The 20,921-nt window shown below is 71.8% G+C and carries 17 protein-coding genes; 11 read left to right on the top strand and 6 right to left on the bottom strand.

What is annotated here, in order from left to right; translation table 11 throughout:
* The first annotated feature begins 87 nt into the window (after nt 1-87).
* A complete protein-coding gene (locus AB0368_RS30365; protein ID WP_366157433.1) occupies nt 88-1,572 on the top strand; it encodes an aromatic acid exporter family protein in 1,485 nt (494 codons plus the stop codon).
* Here the strand turns inward: AB0368_RS30365 and AB0368_RS30370 are convergent.
* The 3 genes from AB0368_RS30370 to AB0368_RS30380 are packed head-to-tail and all read right to left on the bottom strand — an operon-like array spanning nt 1,559 to nt 3,600.
* Nucleotides 1,559-2,572 carry a hypothetical protein gene (locus AB0368_RS30370; protein ID WP_366157434.1) on the bottom strand — a complete coding sequence of 338 codons (1,014 nt, stop codon included), beginning with the start codon at nt 2,570-2,572 and terminating at the stop codon, nt 1,559-1,561. The genes AB0368_RS30365 and AB0368_RS30370 overlap by 14 nt on opposite strands.
* Nucleotides 2,569-2,928, bottom strand: coding sequence for a PadR family transcriptional regulator (locus tag AB0368_RS30375; RefSeq protein ID WP_366157435.1), 360 nt, complete (start codon nt 2,926-2,928; stop codon nt 2,569-2,571). Before AB0368_RS30375 ends, AB0368_RS30370 begins: the two co-directional genes overlap by 4 nt.
* A 57-nt stretch (nt 2,929-2,985) precedes the next feature.
* Nucleotides 2,986-3,600 (bottom strand): acyltransferase, encoded by a 615-nt coding sequence (locus tag AB0368_RS30380; protein ID WP_366157436.1) that lies wholly within the window; start codon nt 3,598-3,600, stop codon nt 2,986-2,988.
* 343 nt (nt 3,601-3,943) lie between these two features.
* Here AB0368_RS30380 and AB0368_RS30385 point away from each other — a divergent pair, with 343 nt between their 5' ends.
* From AB0368_RS30385 to AB0368_RS30430, 10 genes are all read left to right on the top strand, one after another.
* Nucleotides 3,944-4,999, top strand: coding sequence for a Gfo/Idh/MocA family oxidoreductase (locus AB0368_RS30385; protein ID WP_366157437.1), 1,056 nt, complete (start codon nt 3,944-3,946; stop codon nt 4,997-4,999).
* Complete coding sequence (locus AB0368_RS30390) at nt 4,996-5,961, top strand: NAD-dependent epimerase/dehydratase family protein (RefSeq protein WP_366157438.1); 966 nt, start codon at nt 4,996-4,998, stop codon at nt 5,959-5,961. The genes AB0368_RS30385 and AB0368_RS30390 overlap by 4 nt, the downstream gene beginning before the upstream one ends.
* Before the next feature lie 20 nt (nt 5,962-5,981).
* On the top strand, nt 5,982-7,097 hold the full coding sequence (locus tag AB0368_RS30395) for a DegT/DnrJ/EryC1/StrS family aminotransferase (RefSeq protein WP_366157439.1): 1,116 nt from the start codon (nt 5,982-5,984) through the stop codon (nt 7,095-7,097).
* Nucleotides 7,094-7,747, top strand: a complete 654-nt coding sequence (locus AB0368_RS30400) for an acetyltransferase (protein WP_366157440.1) — start codon at nt 7,094-7,096, stop codon at nt 7,745-7,747. Before AB0368_RS30395 ends, AB0368_RS30400 begins: the two co-directional genes overlap by 4 nt.
* A 5-nt stretch (nt 7,748-7,752) precedes the next feature.
* Nucleotides 7,753-8,862, top strand: coding sequence for a DegT/DnrJ/EryC1/StrS family aminotransferase (locus tag AB0368_RS30405; RefSeq protein WP_366157441.1), 1,110 nt, complete (start codon nt 7,753-7,755; stop codon nt 8,860-8,862).
* A 232-nt stretch (nt 8,863-9,094) separates the two neighbouring features.
* On the top strand, nt 9,095-12,751 hold the full coding sequence (locus tag AB0368_RS30410) for a DUF4082 domain-containing protein (RefSeq protein WP_366157442.1): 3,657 nt from the start codon (nt 9,095-9,097) through the stop codon (nt 12,749-12,751).
* A gap of 126 nt (nt 12,752-12,877) precedes the next feature.
* Nucleotides 12,878-13,729, top strand: a complete 852-nt coding sequence (locus AB0368_RS30415; protein ID WP_366157443.1) for a hypothetical protein — start codon at nt 12,878-12,880, stop codon at nt 13,727-13,729.
* The gene (locus AB0368_RS30420) at nt 13,726-15,108 is read left to right on the top strand and encodes an O-antigen ligase family protein (protein ID WP_366157444.1); all 1,383 of its coding nucleotides are present in this window, start codon (nt 13,726-13,728) and stop codon (nt 15,106-15,108) included. The genes AB0368_RS30415 and AB0368_RS30420 overlap by 4 nt, the downstream gene beginning before the upstream one ends.
* Before the next feature lie 198 nt (nt 15,109-15,306).
* Nucleotides 15,307-16,002 (top strand): class I SAM-dependent methyltransferase, encoded by a 696-nt coding sequence (locus AB0368_RS30425; protein WP_366157445.1) that lies wholly within the window; start codon nt 15,307-15,309, stop codon nt 16,000-16,002.
* Nucleotides 15,999-17,462, top strand: coding sequence for a lipopolysaccharide biosynthesis protein (locus AB0368_RS30430; RefSeq protein ID WP_366157446.1), 1,464 nt, complete (start codon nt 15,999-16,001; stop codon nt 17,460-17,462). The genes AB0368_RS30425 and AB0368_RS30430 overlap by 4 nt, the downstream gene beginning before the upstream one ends.
* Here AB0368_RS30430 and AB0368_RS30435 read toward each other — a convergent pair.
* The 3 genes from AB0368_RS30435 to AB0368_RS30445 are packed head-to-tail and all read right to left on the bottom strand — an operon-like array spanning nt 17,446 to nt 20,721.
* A complete protein-coding gene (locus tag AB0368_RS30435; protein WP_366157447.1) occupies nt 17,446-18,657 on the bottom strand; it encodes a glycosyltransferase family 4 protein in 1,212 nt (403 codons plus the stop codon). The genes AB0368_RS30430 and AB0368_RS30435 overlap by 17 nt on opposite strands.
* A complete protein-coding gene (locus tag AB0368_RS30440; RefSeq protein WP_366157448.1) occupies nt 18,657-19,856 on the bottom strand; it encodes a glycosyltransferase in 1,200 nt (399 codons plus the stop codon). Before AB0368_RS30440 ends, AB0368_RS30435 begins: the two co-directional genes overlap by 1 nt.
* A 22-nt stretch (nt 19,857-19,878) precedes the next feature.
* Nucleotides 19,879-20,721 (bottom strand): hypothetical protein, encoded by an 843-nt coding sequence (locus AB0368_RS30445; RefSeq protein WP_366157449.1) that lies wholly within the window; start codon nt 20,719-20,721, stop codon nt 19,879-19,881.
* Nucleotides 20,722-20,921 lie beyond the last annotated feature (200 nt).

A 20,921-nucleotide genomic window follows, 5' to 3' on the forward strand; every position in this document is an offset into this window, starting at 1 on the left:
CCGGCGGCCGCTTCCGGGTCCCGCGCCCGTAGCGCCGGTCCGATTCCGGCTCACAATGAAGCCGTACCGCCGGTCAGAGGAGGAGCGATGCGGCTGCCCGCCTACCTGCGCCCGGTGACCGCCACGGTCGCCCGATGGGGCCGGATCCCCGGCCTGCGGACCGCCAAGCTGGTCCTCGCCGCGGTGCTGTCCTATCTGATCGCCGAGCGTCTCCACACCAGTCAGGCGCCGTTGCTCGCACCGCTGACCGCGATCCTGGTGGTTCAGCTCACCGTCTACGAGACCGTCGCCCAGGGCTTCCAGCGCATCCTCAGCGTGCTGGCCGGCGTGCTGGTCGCGGTTGGGCTCGCCACCTTCGTGGGCCTGTCCTGGTGGAGCCTCGGCGCGGTGGTCGCGGTGTCGCTCGTCCTCGGTCAGCTTCTGCGTCTGGGGCCGCACGCCCTGGAGGTGCCGATCAGCGCGATGCTGATCCTCGCCGTCGGTGGCGTGGCGGCGCCCGGGGCCGCCGCCGGCCGGGTGTACGAGACGCTGATCGGCGCCGCGGTCGGCGTGGGGGTGAACTTCGCCATCGTTCCGCCGGTGCACGTGCAGACCGCCGGTGAGGCCATCGGCGGTCTGATCTCCCGACAGGCGGAGTTCCTCCGCGGCCTCGCCGGTGACCTGCGAGGGGAATGGTCGCGAGCCGCCGCCGAGCGCCGGCTGGCCGCGGCCCGCACCCTGGCCGCGCAGGTCCCGGCGGCCGACCGGTCGCTGGCCCGGGCCGAGCAGAGCGCGCTGCTCAACCCGCGGGGCGCCGAGGTGCGGGCCGCGCAGCCGCGGCTGCGTACGGCACTCACCGGGATCGAGTTCTGCTCCATCGTGCTGCGTACGCTGTGCCGGGAGATCTTCGACCGGACGTTCTACCTCCCCCCGGAGCAGGCCGATCAGGCGTACGCACCGGACGTGCGCCTGGCCCTCGCCGCCGTGCTGGACAGCGGCGCCGACGCGTTGTGCGCCGTGGCCGAGGTCGCCGCGGGAACCGGGCCGGCGGACGACGCCCGCGCCCGGGTAGGCGAGCACCTCATCGAGCTGCACCGGCGGCGGGAGACGCTGGGGCGGCTGCTGCTGATCGATCCGCACGCCGACGCCGCGGCCTGGCAACAGTACGGTGCCCTGCTCGCGGCCGTGGACCGGTTACGGGTGGAGATCGAGTCCTCCGTACGTCCCGTGTCCGAGCAGTGGCGCCCACCGCCGATCGGCGAGGGGACCCGTCAGGCGGTGCGGCGCGTCATCGACACCGCCGCCGACGACACGCTGCCCCGGATCGCCAACCGGCAGCGGCAGGTCGCGCGGCGGGTGATGGACGTGGCCGCCGAGGCGGCGGCGGAGGCGGCGGCGAACCTGGCCACCCCCGATCCCCGAGCGACCGGCCGCAAGCCCGCCGAGGCTGACGCCGCCGCCCGAGCGCGGGAGGCGGCGGCAAGCGCAGCCACGGCGGCGGCGGTCGCGGGCGCCGCGGCGGACATGCTGGCCGAGGAAGCGGCGACCGCCGCCGGCGAGGCCGACGAGGCCGCGCACCCTACGGACGACTAGACGAGCGCGTGTGCGCAGGCGCCGGGGAGCCGACCCGGTCAGACCGGCCGGGACGGCACCATGCAGCGATCAGCACCGCGGTGCCGAGGGCGGCGCCGGACAGGATCACCAGCCCGCCGAACTCCCCGGCCGGCACCAGGCCGCCCCAGAACGGGACCTCCGGCAGGTAGTCGCCGGTGAGCACGTTCAGGAAGATCAGGCCCAGCGACAGGGCCGGGGCCAGCAGCGCCAGGCCCAGGCCGGCGGACAGGCCGGCGGCGGTCGTGGCCGCCCGCCGGTGCTCCGTGCGGCGGCTGGCCCAGCCGAAGAACAGCCAGCCGAGCAGCGCGCCGAGCAGCCCCGCGACGAACGTCAAGACGGAGATCCAGGGCGGCTCCGTATGGTAGACCTGAATGCTCACCATGCCCTGCCTGCCGGTCGGGTCGGGCACGTCCTCGATCCGCAGGACCAGGTGGGCGTCGCGGGCGAAGAGGGCTCCGGTCTTGTCGTCGGCCGCTCCGGTGGGGGAGATGTCCTCGATGTGCCAGCCCTGCGCTTGCAGCCGTGGGGCCAGACCGGCCAGGTAGCGGTCGACGTCGCCGGCTTCCGGGGTGCCGGCGGTGCCGCTGATCCGCCGCGCGCGGGCTTGGCCGTCCACGACCGTGAAGGGGGCGTTCGAGACGTCGTCGCTCCACCGCACCGGCCGGCCGGGGGCAGCCAGCTCCCCCAGGGCGGAGCGGGCAGCGCCGCGGGGGAGGTCGGTGGCCCCTTCCCAGGCGAGCCGGTTGGCCGCCGAGGCGACCAGGAAGCCCGCGATGACCGAGACGATCATGGCCAGTGCCACGACGCCGGCGCTGCCGGCGCGCCCGAGCCGGGCCCGCAGGCCGTGCCGCAGCAGGTTCAGCACACCGCCGACGCCGAGGCTGCCGTGGCCGTCGGCGGCGGCCATCAGCAGGAGGTCCTCGATCTCCGCGCGGCGTGCGCCCTGCGGATACGCGGCCAGGACGAAGCGGTTCCTCATCCGAAGATCACCTCGGCGGGACCACGCCCGATCGCGGACCGGCGTGCTCGCAATCGGCGCGAGGCAGTGCTCGCGCTACGGGCGAGCCGCTCGCTTTCCACGGCAAGTGCGGCGGCGCCGTTGTCGGTGAGGCGGTAGTACCGCCGCGGGCGGCCGTCGACGATCTCCTCACGGTCGATCTCCAGGAGGCCCTCGGCGGTCAGCCGGTCCAGGGCGGCATACAGCGTGCCGGCCTGGAGCCGGATCTGGCCCGCGGAGAGTGTCTCGGCCTCCCGCATGACGCCGTATCCGTGGCGCGGGTGGTCCACCAGCGCGGTGAGTATCCAGAACGTCGGTTCTCGCATACTTGTCGCCATGCCGGCGAATATAGAGATGATCTGACTATGTAGCAACCGCGGCTCGAATCCTGGTGGTCACTTCTCCGTCAGGCGGCCGTCGGTCTCGGCGTACTCGGCGCCGGTCTCCGGGCACACCCAGACGCCGTCGCCCCTGGCGGTCAGCGGGCGCCCGGCGCGGCCGACCCAGCCGACCCGGCGGGCCGGTACGCCCACGACGAGGGCGAAGTCGGGCACGTCCTTCGTGACGACCGCGCCGGCCGCGACGAGCGCCCAGCGACCCACCGTCACGGGTGCCACGCACACGGAGCGTGCGCCGATCGCCGCGCCCTCGCCGATCGTCACTCCGACGGCGGTCCAGTCGTCGCCGGTCTTGCGGCGCCCGTCGGGTGTGACCGCGCGCGGGTACTCGTCATTGGTCAGCACCGCGGCCGGGCCGATGAACACGCCGTCGCCGAGGCGGGCCGGTTCGTAGACCAGCGCGTAGTTCTGCAGCTTGACGTTGTCGCCCGCGACGACATCCGGGCCGACGTAGGCGCCACGGCCGACGGTGCAGTTACGGCCGAGGGTCGCGTGCTCGCGGATCTGGGCGAGGTGCCAGATCCGGGTGCCCTCGCCGATCCTGGCTCGCCCGTCGACATCGGCGGTCGGCGCGACGGTAACGCCGTCATGCACGGGGGTTACGTCGGTCATGTCGGTCCTTTCTGGACGCCGTGGCCGCCCCGGCGATCGACCGGGTCAGGGTAGTGGTGGACGGGTCCGGTCCGTGTCGGAATACCGACCCCGGCGACCAATGTGGCCGAAGGGCGGCGCCGCGGCTGGCCGACAGGCGCGGCGCCGGTAACCGAAGGTACCGGCTTGCCCTCCCGGCTCCGCCGGAATTCCGTCAATGATCTGGCGGTGGGCACGCCGGAATCGGTAGCTTGCCGTCGGATCAGCGTCGGCATCCGTTCCGCCGTCCACCATCGACTCAGCACCGGCGCGCGTTCTCGCTTTCCCGACGAAGCTCCGGCTTCCAGAACGAAACGGGTGTTCTGTGCGTCACGAACCCATCGGAATCGCCGTTGTCGGGGCCGGCTACTGGGGCCCGAACCTCGTCCGCAATTTCCAGTCCGCTCCCGCTTTCCGGCTGCGCTGGCTCTGCGACCTCGACGTCGAGCGGGCCCGGCGGGTGCTCGGCAGCTACTCCACCGTGCGGGTCTCCGCCCACCTGGACGAGATCCTCGCCGACCCCGACGTGCACGCCGTCGCCATCGCCACCCCGGCCGGCACGCACCTGCCGGTCGCGATGGCCGCCCTGCGGGCCGGCAAGCACGTGCTCATCGAGAAGCCGCTCGCCGCCACCCACGAGGAGGGCCTCCGGCTCGTCGAGGAGGCCGACCGGCGCGGCCTGACGCTGATGTGCGACCACACCTACTGCTACACCCCCGCGGTGTTGCGCATCCGCGAGCTGCTGCATTCCGGCGAGCTGGGGGAGCTGCACTTCCTTGATTCCGTACGGATCAATCTCGGGCTGGTCCAGCGCGACATCGACGTGGTCTGGGACCTGGCGCCGCACGACTTGTCTATTCTCGACGTCGTGCTGCCGCCGGGCGTGACCCCGGTGGCCGTCGCCGCGCACGGTGCTGACGGCATCGGTGCCGGCCGGGCCTGTGTGGCGTACCTGACGCTGCGGCTCAACACGGGCGCGATCGCGCACGTCCACGTCAACTGGCTGTCGCCGGTGAAGGTCCGTACGGCCATCTTCGGCGGCTCCAAGCGCACCCTGGTGTGGGACGACCTCAACCCCGGCCAGCGGCTCGCCATCTACGACCGGGGTGTCGACGTGGCATCGCCGGAGGAACTGGGCGACGAGCAGCGCCGCGACATCCTGGTCTCGTATCGCTCCGGGGACATGGTCGCGCCGGCGCTGACCGAGCGTGAGGCGCTGCGGACGATGGTGGACGAGTACGCCCGCGCCATCACCACGGGCACGCCCGCGCTGACCGACGGGCGGTCCGGGCTGCGCGTGCTGGAGATCCTGCAGGCCGCCTCGCGCAGCCTGACCGAGGGCGGAACGATGATCGAGCTGGACGAGAGGCGCATGGCGTGACGGGTGTAGAGATCGAGGGCGCGCGCGCCCTCGTCACCGGCGGGGCGGGCACGATCGGCTCGCACGTCGTCGACGAACTGATCCGCGGCGGGGCGGCCGAGGTGGTCGTCCTCGACAACTTCGTGCGGGGCCGGCGGGAGAACCTGGCCCGGGCGACGGCGAACGGCCCGGTGCGCCTGGTCGAGGGCGACATCCGGGACCGGACACTGGTACGCGAGGTGACCGCCGGTAAGGACCTCGTCTTCCACCTGGCCGCCATCCGTATCACCCAGTGCGCGGAGGAACCGCGGCTGGCCAACGAGGTGCTGGTGGACGGCACGTTCAACGTCGTCGAGGCCGCGGCGGCCGAGAGCGTCAGGAAGGTCGTCGTCTCCTCATCGGCGTCGGTGTACGGCCTGGCCGAGGAGTTCCCCACCACCGAGCGGCACCACCCGTACAACAACGACACGTTCTACGGCGCCGCGAAGGCGTTCAACGAGGCGATGCTACGCAGCTTCCACAGCATGTACGGCCTCGACTACGTCGCCCTGCGTTACTTCAACGTGTACGGCCCCCGGATGGACGTCCACGGGCTGTACACCGAGGTGCTGATCCGCTGGATGGAGCGCATCGAGTCGGGGACCGCGCCGCTGATCCTCGGCGACGGCCTGCAGACCATGGACTTCGTCCACGTCGCCGACATCGCGCGGGCCAACATCCTGGCCGCCCGCGCCGAGGTCACCGACGAGGTGTTCAACGTCGCCAGCGGCACCGAGACCAGCCTCAAGGAGCTGGCGCGGGCGCTCAGCGAGGTCATGAAGTCCGACCTCGCACCCGAGCACGGGCCGGCCCGCGCGGTCAACGGGGTCACCCGCCGCCTCGCCGACACCGGCACCGCGGAGCGCAAGCTCGGCTTCCGGGCGGAGATCGGCCTGCGGGAGGGACTGGAGGGCCTGGTGGAGTGGTGGCGGGCGTCCCGATGAGCGAACGCCGGATCCCCGTCATGATCCCCCTGCTGGGGGAGGAGGAGGCGCAGGCCGCGGCCGACGCCGTCCGCTCCGGCTGGGTCGCGCAGGGCCCCCGCGTCGCCCGCTTCGAGCAGGAGTTCGCGGCGACCGTCGGCGCCGGGCACGGCGTCGCCGTCAGCTCCTGCACCACCGCGCTGCACCTGGCGCTGGTGCTGCTGGGAGTCGGACCCGGCGACGAGGTCGTCGTGCCGTCGCTGTCGTTCATCGCCACCGCCAACGCGGTCCGCTACGTCGGCGCGACACCGGTGTTCGCCGACGTCGACCTCGCCACCGGCAACCTCACCGTCGAGACGATCGACGCGGTACGCACGCCGCGTACCCGGGCGGTCATCGCCGTGCACCAGGGCGGCGTACCGTTCGACACCGCGGCGCTTCGCAAGGCCGCCGACGGCTGGGGGGTGAGCCTGGTCGAGGATGCCGCGTGCGCGGCCGGATCGAGCGCCTACGGGCGACCCGCCGGCGCGGGTGCCGCCATCGCGGCGTGGTCGTTCCACCCGCGCAAACTCATCACGACCGGCGAGGGCGGCATGGTCACCGTCGACGACGCCGGACGGGCCGCGCGCCTGCGCCGGCTGCGCGAGCACGGCATGAACGTCTCCGCCGCCGACCGGCACGCCAGCGCGCAGCCGGTGCTGGAGGCGTACCTGGAGACCGCCTACAACTACCGGATGACCGACATCCAGGCGGCGGTCGGCCTGGTGCAGCTCGGCAGGCTGGCCGGTCTGGTCGAGCAGCGCCGCGCGCTCGCCGCCCGCTACCAGGAGCTGCTGGCGGGCATCGACGGCTTGGTGCCGGTCCGGGACCCGGCGTACGGGCAGACGAACTACCAGTCGTTCTGGGTACTGCTGAACCCCGCGTTCGGCACGGGCCGGGACGAGGCGCTGGCGGAGCTGGCCGCCCGCGGCGTGTCCGCCCGGCGCGGCATCATGGCCGCGCATCTGGAACCGGCGTACGCCGACGTGGCGCCCGCGCCGTTGCCGGTGACCGAGCGGCTGACCCGCGACTCGCTGATCCTGCCCCTGCACCACGCGCTGACCGAGGACGACCAGGACCACATCGTCGGCGTCCTGCGCGACCTGGGCCGCCGGTGAGAGACCTCGTCATCGTCGGTGCGGGCGGCTTCGCGCGGGAGACGGCCGCCGCGGCGGCGGCCACCTGGCGGGTTCGCGGCTTCGTCGACGACGATCCCGCGCTGCACGGCACCGTGCGCTCCGGGCTGCCGATCCTCGGGGCCGTCGACAGCGTGCTATCCATGCCGGACACGGCGGTCGTGGTGTGCGTGGGCAATCCGCGCGCCTACGACGTCCGGCAGCGCATCGTGGAGCGCCTCGGCCTGCCGGGGGAGCGGTACGCCACCGTCGTGCACCCGGCCGCGGAGATCGGCGCCGGCAGCATGGTCGGGCCGGGCAGCGTGCTGCTGGCCGGTACGGTGCTGACCGCCGACGTCACCGTGGGATCGCACGTGGCGGTCATGCCTCAGGCCGTACTGACCCACGACGATCGGGTGGGCGACTACGCGACCGTGGCCTCCGGCGTCCGGCTGGGCGGCGGCGTGGTCCTCGAGGCCGGTGCGTACGTGGGGGCCGGTGCGCTCATCCGGGAGGGGGTGACGGTCGGCGCCCGGTCGCTCGTCGGCATGGGCTCCGTCGTGCTGGCAGACGTTCCGCCGGGCCAGATCTGGGCCGGCAACCCGGCCCGCAAGCTACGTGACGCCGACCTCACGGCCTCGTTCAGGAGTTGACATCCATGATCCCCATCCCGCTCGTCGACCTGGCCGCCGCCCACGCGGAGGTGGCCGAGGAGGTCGACGCCGGTTTCAAGCGCATCCTCGCCGAGACCGCGTTCGTCGGCGGTGCCGAGGTGACCGCGTTCGAGCAGGAGTACGCCGCGTTCTCCGGCGTACCGTATTGCGTCGGCGTGGCCAACGGCACGGACGCCCTCGAACTGGCGCTGCGCGCGGTCGGTGCCGGCCCGGGCACCGAGGTGATCCTGCCCGCCAACACGTTCATCGCCACCGCCGAGGCGGTGGCCCGCGCGGGCGCCCGCGTGGTGCTGGTCGACTGTGAACCCCGCACGTACCTGATCGACGTCGAGGCGGCGCTCGCCGCCGTCACGCCCGCCACCCGGGCCATCATGCCGGTGCACCTCTACGGTCAGATGGCGCCGGTCGAGCGGCTGCGAGCGGGCCTCGGCGGGCGCGATGTGGCCATCATCGAGGACGCCGCCCAGTGCCAGGGCGCCACCCGCCACGGCAGCGGCGCCGGCGCGGGCGGCATCGCCGCCACCAGCTTCTACCCGGGCAAGAACCTCGGCGCGTACGGCGACGCCGGCGCGGTCGTCACCACGTCACCGGAGCTCGCCACCACGGTCCGCACCCTGGGCAGCCACGGGGGCCTCACCAAGTACACCCACGACCTGATCGGCGTGAACAGCCGCCTCGACGGCCTGCAGGCGGTCGTCCTTCGCGCCAAGCTGGCCCGCCTGGCCGGCTGGAACGAGCGCCGCCGCGCCGCCGCGGCCCGCTACGACGACCTCCTCGCCGGCCTCGACGTGATCCTCCCGGAGACGCTCGACGGCAACGAACACGTCTGGCACATCTACTGTGTCCGGATCCCGGGTGACGGCACGCCCGCCCGGCGCGACAAGGCGCTGTCGCGCCTCCAGGCGGCCGGTGTGGGCGCGGCCATCCACTACCCGGTGCCGGTGCACCGCACGGGCGCCTTCGCCGCGCTGGGCGGATCGTTCCCGAACGCCGAGGCGGCCGCGCCCGAGCTGCTGTCCCTGCCGATCTACCCGCAGATCACCGCGGCCCAGCAGGAGGCCGTGGTCACGGCGCTGGCCGTCGCATTGCGCTAGGGCGACGATTGCGTATTTGCCCGACTTCGGCGAATGGACCCGGTCCGGGATCCGACATTCCCCGGACCTGCATCTGGCCTATCGGTGGAGTACAAGCAATGGCACCCGGTTCTATTGTCGGTTGTGGACCGGCCACATCGGTCGTGCAATTCGCGGCACCTGCCTGAATGGTGGAATCGCGCCCTCCGATCGGCGGAGGAAAAAGAATTCCTCGTCGGAGAGGCTCGACATCATGAACACAGCAGGCCCACTGCGCAGGCTCGTGGCCATGGCCGCCACCTGCGCACTGATCGCGGCCGGCGTCGTCGGCAGCGGGTCCGGAGCCGCCTCGGCGGCCACCTGCTCGCCCAATCCCGTCGTGTGCGAGAACGCCAAGGCCGGCACCTCGCCGAGTGTCTGGCAGATAACCGGCGCGGGCGACGAGACGCTCCAGGGCTTCGCGACGGACATGAGCGTCAACGCGGGTGGCACGGTGAATTTCAAGGTGCAGGCGGAGCACGCCTACACCATCGACATCTACCGGCTCGGTTACTACGGCGGCAACGGCGCCCGCAAGGTGACGTCGCTGTCCGGCACATTTCCGGCCCAGAACCAGAACACCGCATGCGTGACCGACGTGCCGACGCAGATCTACGACTGCGGCACCTGGGCGGTGTCGGCCGGCTGGGCGGTGCCCGCGACCGCCGTCTCCGGCGTCTACTTCGCTCTGCTGACCCGTACGGACACCGGCGGCTCCAGCCACATCACGTTCGTAGTCCGCGACGACACCAGCACGTCCGACGTCCTGTTCAAGACGTCCGACGCCACCTGGCAGGCGTACAACAACTACGGCGGCGCCAACTTCTACTCGGGGCCCAACGGCCGGGCCACCAAGCTCAGCTACAACCGGCCCTTCGCCACCCGGGGTGCCTTCGACGGGCGGGACTTCCTGTTCAGCAACGAGTATCCAGCGATCCGCTTCCTGGAGCGCAACGGGTACGACGTCACGTACGCCACCGATGTCGACGGCGACCGCCACGGCGGGCTCGTCGAGAACCACAAGGTCTTCCTGTCCGTCGGCCACGACGAGTACTGGTCGGGTCCGCAGCGTACGGCGGTCGAGGCCGCCCGGGACGCCGGCACCAGCCTCGCCTTCCTCAGCGGCAACGAGGTCTACTGGAAGACCCGCTGGGAGACCAGCAAGGACGGCGCGAACACCGACCACCGCACGCTGGTCTGCTACAAGGAGACGTGGGACAGCCGCAAGAGCGACCCCACCCCCGAGTGGACCGGCACCTGGCGCGACCCGCGCTTCAGCCCGCCCGCCAACGGCGGCCGGCCGGAGAACGCGCTGACCGGCACCGCCTTCATGTCCAACAGCGACGATCTCACGATGCAGGTGCCGGCGGCACAGGGTAAGAACCGCTTCTGGCGCAACACGTCGGTGGCGAACCTGGCGGCGGGGTCCACCGCGACGCTCGCCCCCCACACGATCGGGTACGAGTCGGACGAGGACCTGGACAACGGGTTCCGGCCGGCCGGCCTGGTCCGGCTCTCGACGACCACCGGCGAAACGCCCGAATACCTGCGCGACTTCGGCGAGGTCGTCACGCCAGGCGCCACTACCCACCATCTGACGCTCTACCGGGCACCCAGCGGCGCGCTGGTGTTCGCCGCCGGCACCGTGCAGTACGCGTGGGGCCTCGACGCCGACCACGACAGCTCGTTCGACCCGGTCGCGCCCGCCGACGTCCGGATGCAGCAGGCCACGCTGAACCTGCTGGCGGACATGAGGGTGCAGCCGGCGACGCGGATGAGCGGTCTCGTCGCGGCCACGGCGTCCACGGACACCACCGGCCCGGCGGTGACCATCACCGCGCCCGCCTCGGGTGCTTCCGCCGCGAACGGCGCGAAGGTCACCGTGTCGGGCACCGCGACCGACGCCGGCGGCGTGGTGGCCGGCGTCGAGGTCTCGCTGGACAACGGCACCACCTGGCATCCGGCCGCTGGGACGTCCAGCTGGTCGTACAGCGGCATCGTCACCGGCGACGGCGGGACGACCATCAAGGTGCGGGCCGCCGACGACAGCGCGAACCTCGGCGCGGCCGCCTCCCGGACGCTGGCGTTGACCGGCTCGACCAGCCTGTTCGGCAACCGGGTCCCCGGCACTCCGGCCTCCGGCGACACCTCCGCCGCCGAGCTGGGCGTCAAGCTGGTCCCGCAGACCGACGGATTCGTCAAGGGCGTGCGCTTCTACAAGGGCACAGGCAACACGGGCACCCACACCGGGAGCCTCTGGTCGGAGAACGGTGATCTGCTTGCCGGCGGCACGTTCAGCGGCGAGACGGCGACCGGCTGGCAGACCCTGGTGTTCTCGCCCGCCGTCCCGGTGGTCGCGGGCACGACCTACGTCGCGTCGTACAGCGCGCCCAACGGCCACTATGCGGCGGACCCGTGGGCGTTCTCCTACAACCCGTACGTGGCGTCGCCGCTCAGCTCGCCGCGGAGCCAGGACTCGGCCGGTAACGGTGTGTACGGGGCGCCGGGCGACTTCCCCGTGCGCTCGTACAACGCCACCAACTACTACGTGGACGTCTTGTTCGACTCGTCGGCGCTGACGATGCCCACCGTCACCTCGGTGACGCCGACGCCGAACGCCGTGTACGTACCCGTCTCGGCGCAGCCGACCGCGACCTTCAGCAAGCCGATCAACGCCGCCACGGTGCAGTTCACCCTGACCGGCGCCGGCAACGCCCCGGTCGCCGGGTCGGCCTCGTACGACGGCACCTCGAAAACGGCCCGGTTCGCCCCGGCGGAGTCCCTCGCGGCCGGACAGCAGTTCACCGCCACGGTGACCGCCTCCGACACCAACGGCAACGCGATGGCGGCGCCCCAGACCTGGACGTTCACCACCGACCCGGCCTCGACCACGGTCAGCAAGCTCTTCTCCGCCGTCGACACGCCGGCCACGCCGGCGGTCAAGGACTCCGGGGCCATCACGCTCGGCGTACGGTTCACCCCGAGCGCCGACGGCTCGGTGATCGGCGTGCGCTTCTACAAGGGTACGGGCAACGGCGGTACGCACGTCGGCAGCCTCTGGTCGTCGACCGGCACCCGGCTGGCCTCGGCGACGTTCGTCAGCGAGTCGTCGAGCGGCTGGCAGACGGTGTACTTCACCGAGCCGGTGCAGGTGACGGCGGGAACGACCTACCTGGCGTCGTACTTCGCCCCGCGCGGCAACTATGCGGCGACCGGCGGCTTCTTCAACGCGAAATGGACGAACGGTCCCCTGAGCGCTTCCGCCGGCAACAACGGCGTGTACGTGTACGGCTCGGACGCCTTCCCGACGAACTCCTTCGGCAGCACGAACTACTGGGTCGACACGCTGTTCGTCGCCGCCCCGACCGAGCCGCAGCCGCCCCAGCCGACGGTGCCGCCCGGTGCGGTGACCGTGTTCCCCGCCTCGGCGACCCCGGTCAACCCGCAGTGGAACGACCCGGCGGCCATCGAGGTCGGCATGGCCTTCACGTCCGACGTCGCGGGCACGGTCAACGGCGTGCGGTACTACAAGGGTTCCGACAACAGCGGCACCCACACCGGCTCGCTCTGGTCGGCCGCGGGCGCGCTGCTGGCCACCGGCACCTTCGTCAGCGAATCCGATTCCGGATGGCAGACGATGCTGTTCTCGTCGCCGGCCGCCATCACGCCGGGTACGACCTATGTGGTGTCGTACGCCATGACGGACGGCCACTACGCGGTGGATCTGAACGGGCTGTCGTCGGGCGCGAACAACGCACCGCTGCATGCGCCGTCGCAGGGCGGCCGCTACAAGTACGGAGCGGGGTTCCCCTCGGGGACGGCGAATCACAACTTCTGGGTCGACGCGGTCTTCCTCGCCGGCCCCGCATGACCAGGTGTCAGCTGTCCGATCCAATCGAGACCGATGACGGATGGCTGACGCCGTGGTTGGCGGCTAGTGTCGGCCGTAATTCCTGGGAAGACGGTCGGTCGTGCGCGTCCGGCAGAGGGGAACGGCATGGACTTCTGGGACCTCACCAAGATCCTGGTCCGCCGCTGGTACGTCTCGGTAACCCTGCTGCTGCTGACGTTCGCCGGAACGGCATATACCGCGGTCGCGGTCAAACCCGACTACTCCCTCACTGCCTACGTCCAGCTGATCCCGCCCACCGCGGTGTCGGATCCCGCCAAGGCCGCCCAGGCGCAGAATCCGTGGCTCGCGCTCGGCATCACCTCGCTGAGCAACGCCGCCATGGTGGCCACACAGGACCAGACGTTCCTCGACGCGCTGAAGGTCCAGGACGACAGCGCGAGCTTCGAGATCACCATCGGTGACCGCAACCCGGTCGCCATCGTCGAGGTCATCGCGCCCTCACTCGAGCAGGCGGAGTCCGCCACGGCCCTGATCACGAGCCACTACGAGCAATCCGTGGCGATGCTGCAGAAGCAGTACGGCGTCAAGGCCGCCGACATGATCACCGCCTACCGGCTCGACAAGGGCGAGAACGTCAAGCGACCGGGCGGCAAGGTCAAACGCGCAGTGGTCGTGATCTTCGCCATCGGCATCCTGATGACCGGCGGGGTCACGATCCTGTTCGACGCCCTGCTGCGCCGGCGCCGCCGGTCGAAGGCGGCGGCTCCCGCCGGGCCCGCCCCGCAGGTGGTGCGCCAGCGGCCCAACCCTGACGTTCCCCCGCCGGAGGACTGGGAGAAGACCAGGCCGCTGGGACAACACGTCTCGGCCGGCAACGGGAAGAACGGCGGCACCGTCGTGATCTCCTCGTCCGCCATGTCGTCGGACGCGACCATTCTCCTGCCCCGCACGCCCCGCGCAGGTGAGCCGGGGGCCGACGACGACCGCGGCAGATGACGGTGACCGCACCGGCCTTCCACGCGACGGACCTCGAACCGGCGCTGTTCGCCGAGCAGACCTACGCGACCCGGCGCAGGCGGGTGCGCCTGGACGCGGCCCTGGCCTTCGGGCTGACGATCTGCCTGCTCACCCTGATCCCGTCCCGGCTCATCGTGCCGGGCACGTCGGCCGACGTCGGCCGGCCCGGCACGGTGGTCTGCGTGGTGATGTTCTGCTGGTGGGCCGGGACCCGCGGCAATCCCCGGCTCGCCATGCCCGGCCCGCAGCCGGTGCGCTGGGCCGTCCTGCTCTACCTGCTCTCGATGCTGATCTCGTACGTGATCGGCTTCGAACGGGGGCTGACGCCGTTGGAGGCGAACGCCGCGGACCGGGCGCTGCTGGCGGGCGGCGCCGCCTTCATCGGCGCGATCCTGGTGGCGGCGGACGGCATCTCCAACTGGGACAGGCTTCGCGTCGCCCTGCAGGTGTTCGTCTGGTGCTGCGTCTACATGTCGATCATCGGCCTGTTGCAGAAGGTGCTGCCGGTCAACATCGTCGAGTACATGACGGTGCCGGGGCTGTCCAACCTCGGCGTGCCCGGATACCAGGAACGCGGCGGCGGCCTGCGGGTGGCCGCCACGACCACGCACTATCTGGAGCTCTCCGCGACGTTGTCGCTCGCCCTGCCGATCGCCATCCACTTCGCCAAGTTCGCCGCCACCCTGCGCAGCCGCCGACGGTTCGGCGTCGCCGCGTTCCTGATCGTCGCGGGAATTCTCGTCACGATCTCCCGTACCGGAATCATCTCGGTGGTCATCGCGATCCTGATCCTGATGCCCCTCTGGACCTGGCGCACCCGGTACAACGTGATCGCCCTGGGAATGACCGCTGTGGTCGCGATGTCGGCGGTCCAGCCGTCGACGGTGCGCACCTTCTACGACATCTTCGCCAACGCGAGCGACGACTCGAGCATCGAGGTCCGCACCGAGCGGTACGCCATGGTGGGCTACTACTACAGCCAGCGGCCGTGGTTGGGGCGGGGCACCGGCACCTGGGAGCCGCCGATGTACCAGTTCCTGGACAACCAGTGGCTGCGTACCGCGCTCGAGGCCGGTGCCGTCGGCGTCGTTGTGCTCGCCGTGCTGCACCTGACCGCGCTCGCGCTCGCCGGCATCGCGCTGCGCCGGGCGACGGACGCCGCCGACCGGCACCTCTGCCTGGTGCTGATCTCGACGCAGGTGATGGCCCTCTTCATCGCGTACACGTTCGACTCGCTCACCTACACGACGTATTCACTCACGCTCGGGATGCTGATCGGGGTCTGCGGCGCGGTCTGGCGGTTCACCCATCCGTCCCGGGAGGTCCGTACCTCCACGCCCCGCTGGTTCGGTCCCTAGTGGATATGCCGGCGTGCGGCAGTCATGGATGCGACTGGGCGCCGAGCGTTGCCTGATCAGCGATTCAGGTTTGACGCCGGGCACGGGAAGCACGACTGAACGGCCGAGGAATCCCCGCGACGGCCTCTGTATCTTGCGATGGGAGAGCGAGGGGGACCTATGAAAGACAGCGCTGCGGCCTCGATAGTGGACCGGTTGATGACCGACGGACCGGTGTTCCATGCCGGCGGAACGCGGACCTGGAACGCTCTCCCGGACACATTGGGGCTGCTGGCCGCCCACGTCCGTGCGGGCGACCGGACGATCGAGACGGGCGCCGGCGCCTCCACGGTCATCTTCACGGCGGCGGGCGCGGAGCACACCGCGATCAGCCCCGCCCCCGACGAGCACCAGCGCATCCGGTCCTACTGCGAGTCCCTCGGCCTGGACACGAGCCGGCTCTCGTTCATGGCCGAGACCAGTGACTCCGCGCTGCCCGCGCTGAAGCTCGACCGGCCGGTGGACCTCGCCTTCATCGACGGGAAGCACTCGTTCCCCCATCCCACCATCGACTTCCACTACGTGGAGCAGAAGCTGGCGGTCGGCGGCGTGCTCGTCCTCGACGACGTCCCGATGCCGGCCGTGGCGGTCGTGTACGGATTCATGCGCGGTTCAGCCGACTGGAAGCTGCTCGAGGTGGCCGACAACCGGGCAGCGGCGTTCCGCAAGGTGGCCGACGCGGACCCGGACGACAACTGGCATCTCCAGCCGTTCAACCGCGGCTACCCGGACTACTCCTTCGCCCCGCTCTCGCAGCGCATCCGCCTCACCACCCACCACCGGGTGCGGCAGGGCGCGCGAAAGCTCCGGGCGCAGCTGCCCTCCGGCCGCCGGCGTGGCACGCCTGGCCGGTGACGACCTCGGAGGTCGTGGAAGAGCCGTTCGGCAAGGTGGTCCGGCGGGGCCTGGGATGGAGCTTCCTCAGCAGCGTCGCGACCCGCGCCGGCACGGTGCTCAGCGGCATCGTGCTCGCGCGGCTGCTGACGCCCGAGGACTACGGGCAGTTCACCGTCGCCCTGGTCGTGCTGCTCATCGTGGCGAACGTCAACGACCTCGGCCTGGAGCCGACGCTTGTGCGCTGGGCGGGCCGGACCGAGGAGATCGCGCCGACGGCGACGAGCATCATCCTCGGCGCGAGCTTCCTGCTCGCCGGCGGGACCTTCCTCGGTGCCCCCGCGATCGCGACGGCGCTCGGCGCACCCGAGGCCGCCGGCATCGTGCGGTTGATGGCTGTCTCCGTGATGGTCAACGGCCTGTTCGCCGTCCCGTCGGCGCTGCTCACCCGGTCGTTCCTGCAGGGCAGGCGGGCCACGGCGGACCTGACCGGCATGGTGGTGACGCTCGGGCTGTCGATCGTCCTGGCCGTGCTGGGCTTCGGCGCCTGGAGCTTGGCGTGGGGGCGTTTCGTCGGCAACATCGTCAACGGTGTCCTGCTCTTCGCGTTCGCCCCGGCGCGTTTCCGGCCCGGCTGGTCCCGCTCGGTGGCCCGGCACATGTTGACCGCGGGCCTGCCCATCGCGGGGACGCTGCTGCTGGCGGTCGGCCTCATGAACGTCGACTACATCGTGGTCGGGCGCCTGCTCGGGCCCGAGGCACTGGGTCTCTATTTGCTGGCCTTCAACCTCTCGAGCTGGCCGGTGAGCATCCTGTCGGTCGCCGTCGCCCGGGTCTCCGTGCCGGCGTTCGCCCGGCTGCAACACGATCCGGGCGCGCTCAAAGCCGCGTTCTGCCGCTCGCTCACGCTGATCATGGCCCCGACGACGCTGGTCGGCGTCCTGCTCGCCGTCTACGCCCTGCCGACCACGCGATTCGTCTACGGACCGGGGTGGGCGGCCGCCGCCGGGGCGCTGTCCTTCCTCGCCCTGCTCGGCGGCCTGCGGGTGGCCATGCAGCTCGCCGCCGACGTGCTGACCGCCGCCGGCAAGGCCCGGCTGACCCTGCTGATCCATGGCGGCTGGATCGTCGCCCTGCTGCCGGCCCTCACCGTCGGTGCCCTGCACGGCGGCATCCGAGGGGTGGGACTCGCCCACTTCCTCGTCGCCCTGGGGGTCGGGGTTCCCCTGCACCTGGCGGCTCTGGTCACCCTGGGGATCAGGCCGCTGGACGTGCTGCGGTCCGCCCGGCGGCCGGTGGCCGCCGGCGCGGCCGCGGTGGCGGTGGCCCTGGGCGTACACCGGCTCGTCGACGGGGACCTGGCCACGCTGGTCGTGGGCGGCCTGGCCGGCGCGGCGGCGTTCGGCATCGTGGCCTGGCCGCTGATCCGGCTGGTCAGAGCCCCCCGGCACCAGGCGGAGGCGGCTACGTCCGTGGTGTGAGCCGCCCGATCCTTGCGCGCAGCGTCTGCGGCACCGCGCTCCCGGCGACCCGGACCGCGGCGGTGCGTACGCCGTCCGTCGCCCGCACCCGCAGCGCCGGCCGATCAGCGGCTGCGTCACGGCAGAGGCCGTCCAACTGCCGGGTCACGGACTCGAGGGAGTAGTGGCGTACGACGAAGTCCCGGGAGAACGCCCCCAGCCGGCCGAACCGCTCCGGCGCGCCGACGATCCTCCGCAGCTCGGCCATGAGCCGGTGGTCGCCCTCGTCGCCGTCGCCCAGGCCGTACATGCCCTGGTAGAGGAACTGATCTGCGGTCTCCGGGGTGAATGCCGACACGAAGCCCTGCTCACCCACCACGATGGTCGGCTTGGCGAACGCCAGGGCCCGCAGCGAGGAGCCGCCCATGCCGACGACGACGTCGGCCGCCGAGTACGCCGGACGGGGATCGACGAGCGCTCCGGTCAGGACCACGGCGGGGCGGCCGAGCGCCGTGTTGGTCTGCTCGGCGAGGCGCTCGAGGCTCTGGCGTGCGGTGCCGTCACCCACGACGACGAACCGCAACCGTGGCGTCTCGCGGCCGAGCACTGCCATGGCGCGTACGGTGCGGCGCAGCCCCTCCAGCTTCAGGTGCTCCACGAGGCGTGACACGGTCACCAGCACGGTGTCGTCGGGGGCGAGGCCGTACCGGGCTCGGAATTTTCCGCCGTTCGCGGCGTGCGGGGCGTTGTGGTGCACGTCGACCGGTGGCAGCAGCAGGCCGAGCCGGTCCCGCCCCGCCGACCGCGCCGCGTCGACGAGCTCAGGAGTGCCGAAGGTGGTGAGCACGGCGTGCGGGATCAGCCGGGGCACCGCCATCGACATCACCGTGACGAGCAGGGGCACCGCCCGGGTCAGGTGGACCCCGTAGTAGGCGTCGAGGCACTGCGGCCAGTCCCAGGCGTGGACGAGATCGGGCTTCTCGCGGCGGACCGCCTCCCGCAGGGCCCGCATGCGGGCCCACGACGGATTCCAGGAGGCCTCCGGGGCCGGGAGGAATCGCAGGCCCTTGGCGGTGGCCAGCTCCACCATCGGACCCGGCGTCGCGAACAGGACCGGGTCGTGCCCGTGGGCGTCGCGCAGCTCCGCCGCCAGCTCGATCGCGTTGACCTGGGTGCCGCCGACCTCCAGCCGGTGCGCGAAGACGAGGACCTTCATCAGCGCCGCACCTCCGCCGCACCGACACCGAGCAGCTCGGCGATCTGGTGGGCACGCCGGTCCCAGCTGTGCTCCCGGGCGAAGGCCCGCCGGCGGGCGGCGAGTTCGGGCGTACGGGGTACGGCGAGTGCCTGCCGGACCCGCGCCGCGAACTCTTCCGGCGTCGCCGCGGTGCTGACCAGGTCCGTGCCCAGCCAGGTCACGGCGGGCAGCGGCGTGGCGACCACCCCCCGCCCGGCCGCGAGATATTCGAGGGTCTTGAGCGGGAAACTGGCCCGGTTGAAGGCGTTGTCCGCGTAAGGGGTCAGGCCCACATCGATGAGCCGCAGGTACGACGGCATCTCCGCGTACGGCTTCGGCCCGGTCCAGCACACGTTGGGGCGTCCGGCCAGCGCCTCGAAGCGGGCGGAGTCGTAGCCGGGCGCCACCGGTCCCACGATCAGCAGCGACGCCCCGGTGTCGGCCACCGCCTCCAGCAGGGCCAGGTCGATGCGGTCGTTGACGTGCCCGAGGAGCCCGGCGACCGGCACCGGCAGGGCGACGCCGGCCGGGATCGGCGCCTCGTCGACCCCGGTGTAGGCATCCGGGCGGCATCCGTTGGCGACGAGCTCCGCTCGGACACCGTCGCGGGCGTACCGCTCCCGGATGGCCTCGGAGACGACCGCGACCGCGTCCGCCCGGCGCAGGGACGCGGCTTCCTCGCGCAGCAACCAGTCCCGCGACAGGCCGACCATGCCGGCCCCGGCCACCAGATCGTCGGTGACGTAGAAGACCCGGCGTCGCGCCGGCAGCGGGACACCCGGATCCCCGAAACGGCTGCACACGACCGCGGCCAGGGGCTCGCGTGACGCCGGCCCGTACAGCTTCTCGACGGCCCTCCGGGTGGCCCGGCGGACCAACGGCGGCACCAGGCGGTGGACGGCGGGCCGGCTGAATCCGGGCACGACCGGGGTGACCAGGTGGGCCAGCCGGGGGGACAGCACCTGCAGCCGGGGCCGGTCCAGCAGCGCGGCGAGTTCGGGACGGTTGAGGCCGGTCAGGGCGGACACGAGCGGTTCGACGAAGAGCACCGGACGGAGGCGGCTGAGGGCTTCCGCCATGTGGCGGTCGTGCCCGGGTGGGCCGTCCCAGCGGCTGCCCGAGTAGTAGACGATGAGGTCGCCGCGACTTCCGTCGAGCGTGGGGGAGGGCTTGGACACGGGTTCGGCGCTCCGTCTCTCGTCAGTCTGCCGTGACGGCCCGGCCGGTGCCGGCCCAGACGTTGTCCTGCCACACGTTGCCGTTGCCGGCCTTGTCCCAGTAGGCCACCGCGCCGTACTGGCCGCTCTTAGGAAACACCTCACGGCTGAACACGTTGCCGATCACCCTGATGTTGTACGAGGTGCCCTTCATGCCCGAGCCCGCGTACAGCGCGTATCCGCCGCCGGCCAGCAGATTGTGCTCGATGGTCGCATCGTGCTGGACGCCGAAGTCCTGGAACAGCGCGATCGCCGCGGTCTGCTCGAGGGTGTTGACGACCGTGTTGCGGCGGATCACCAGGCGTTGCCCCGCGGGCGGGCCGGAGTTCGACTGGATCATGTCCGTGTGGTCGCCGTCGAAGTAGACCGGGTCGTGCAGATAGTTGCCTTCGATGAGACCGACGTTCGTCGACAGCGCATCGGAAACCTGGGAGATGTCGTTGCGCAGGATCGAGATGTCGCCGCTGCCCAGGTTCAGGATCGCGTACTGCAGCCGCTCCTTGCCGTTGCCCCGGATCTCGCTGTCCTTGACGACCAGGCCCTTCACCTCCGGTCGCTGGACGATGCCCCAGTTGCCGGCGTTGACCACCCGCGAGTTCTTGATGGTGACGTCGTTCGCCTCGACGCTGATCTCGCCACGGATGTCCGCGCGGTCGATGACGGTGCCCGCCTTGCGGATGCGCAGGGAGGTCGTTGTCGCCGCCTTGAGCGTCACGCCGGCCGGCACACCGGTGGTGCCGGCGTCCGGAAAGGATCCCCGGGATCGGGGAGCGCCGACGGTCCCGCCGGCTCCCGGCCGGGCGGTGGTGGTCGAGCTGACGCTCACCGACGGTCGTGGGCCAGGCGCTGACGCGCTGGGCGATGGGCCGCTGGGGCCGGATGACGGTGGCGTGGCCGGCGTGGGGGTACCGCTCGGGGGCAGCTGCGCCGCGGCCGGCCGTTGGTCGTCGTTTCGCCCGGCCACCCACCAGGTGGCGGCGGCGAGGAGCGCTACGAGAGCGAGACCGAGAACGACCCGCAGGGCGA

The sequence above is a fragment of the Actinoplanes sp. NPDC051475 genome (assembly GCF_040689425.1).
In the GTDB taxonomy this organism is placed as follows: Bacteria; Actinomycetota; Actinomycetes; order Mycobacteriales; family Micromonosporaceae; genus Actinoplanes.

Coding starts and splice junctions, on each gene's coding strand:
- AB0368_RS30370 (WP_366157434.1), bottom strand. CDS start 2,572: ATGAGGAACCGCTTCGTCCTGGCCGCGTATCCGCAGGGCGCACGCCGC.
- AB0368_RS30375 (WP_366157435.1), bottom strand. CDS start 2,928: ATGGCGACAAGTATGCGAGAACCGACGTTCTGGATACTCACCGCGCTG.
- AB0368_RS30415 (WP_366157443.1), top strand. CDS start 12,878: ATGGACTTCTGGGACCTCACCAAGATCCTGGTCCGCCGCTGGTACGTC.
- AB0368_RS30425 (WP_366157445.1), top strand. CDS start 15,307: ATGACCGACGGACCGGTGTTCCATGCCGGCGGAACGCGGACCTGGAAC.
- AB0368_RS30365 (WP_366157433.1), top strand. CDS start 88: ATGCGGCTGCCCGCCTACCTGCGCCCGGTGACCGCCACGGTCGCCCGA.
- AB0368_RS30405 (WP_366157441.1), top strand. CDS start 7,753: ATGATCCCCATCCCGCTCGTCGACCTGGCCGCCGCCCACGCGGAGGTG.
- AB0368_RS30435 (WP_366157447.1), bottom strand. CDS start 18,657: ATGAAGGTCCTCGTCTTCGCGCACCGGCTGGAGGTCGGCGGCACCCAG.
- AB0368_RS30380 (WP_366157436.1), bottom strand. CDS start 3,600: ATGACCGACGTAACCCCCGTGCATGACGGCGTTACCGTCGCGCCGACC.
- AB0368_RS30420 (WP_366157444.1), top strand. CDS start 13,726: ATGACGGTGACCGCACCGGCCTTCCACGCGACGGACCTCGAACCGGCG.
- AB0368_RS30410 (WP_366157442.1), top strand. CDS start 9,095: ATGAACACAGCAGGCCCACTGCGCAGGCTCGTGGCCATGGCCGCCACC.
- AB0368_RS30395 (WP_366157439.1), top strand. CDS start 5,982: ATGATCCCCCTGCTGGGGGAGGAGGAGGCGCAGGCCGCGGCCGACGCC.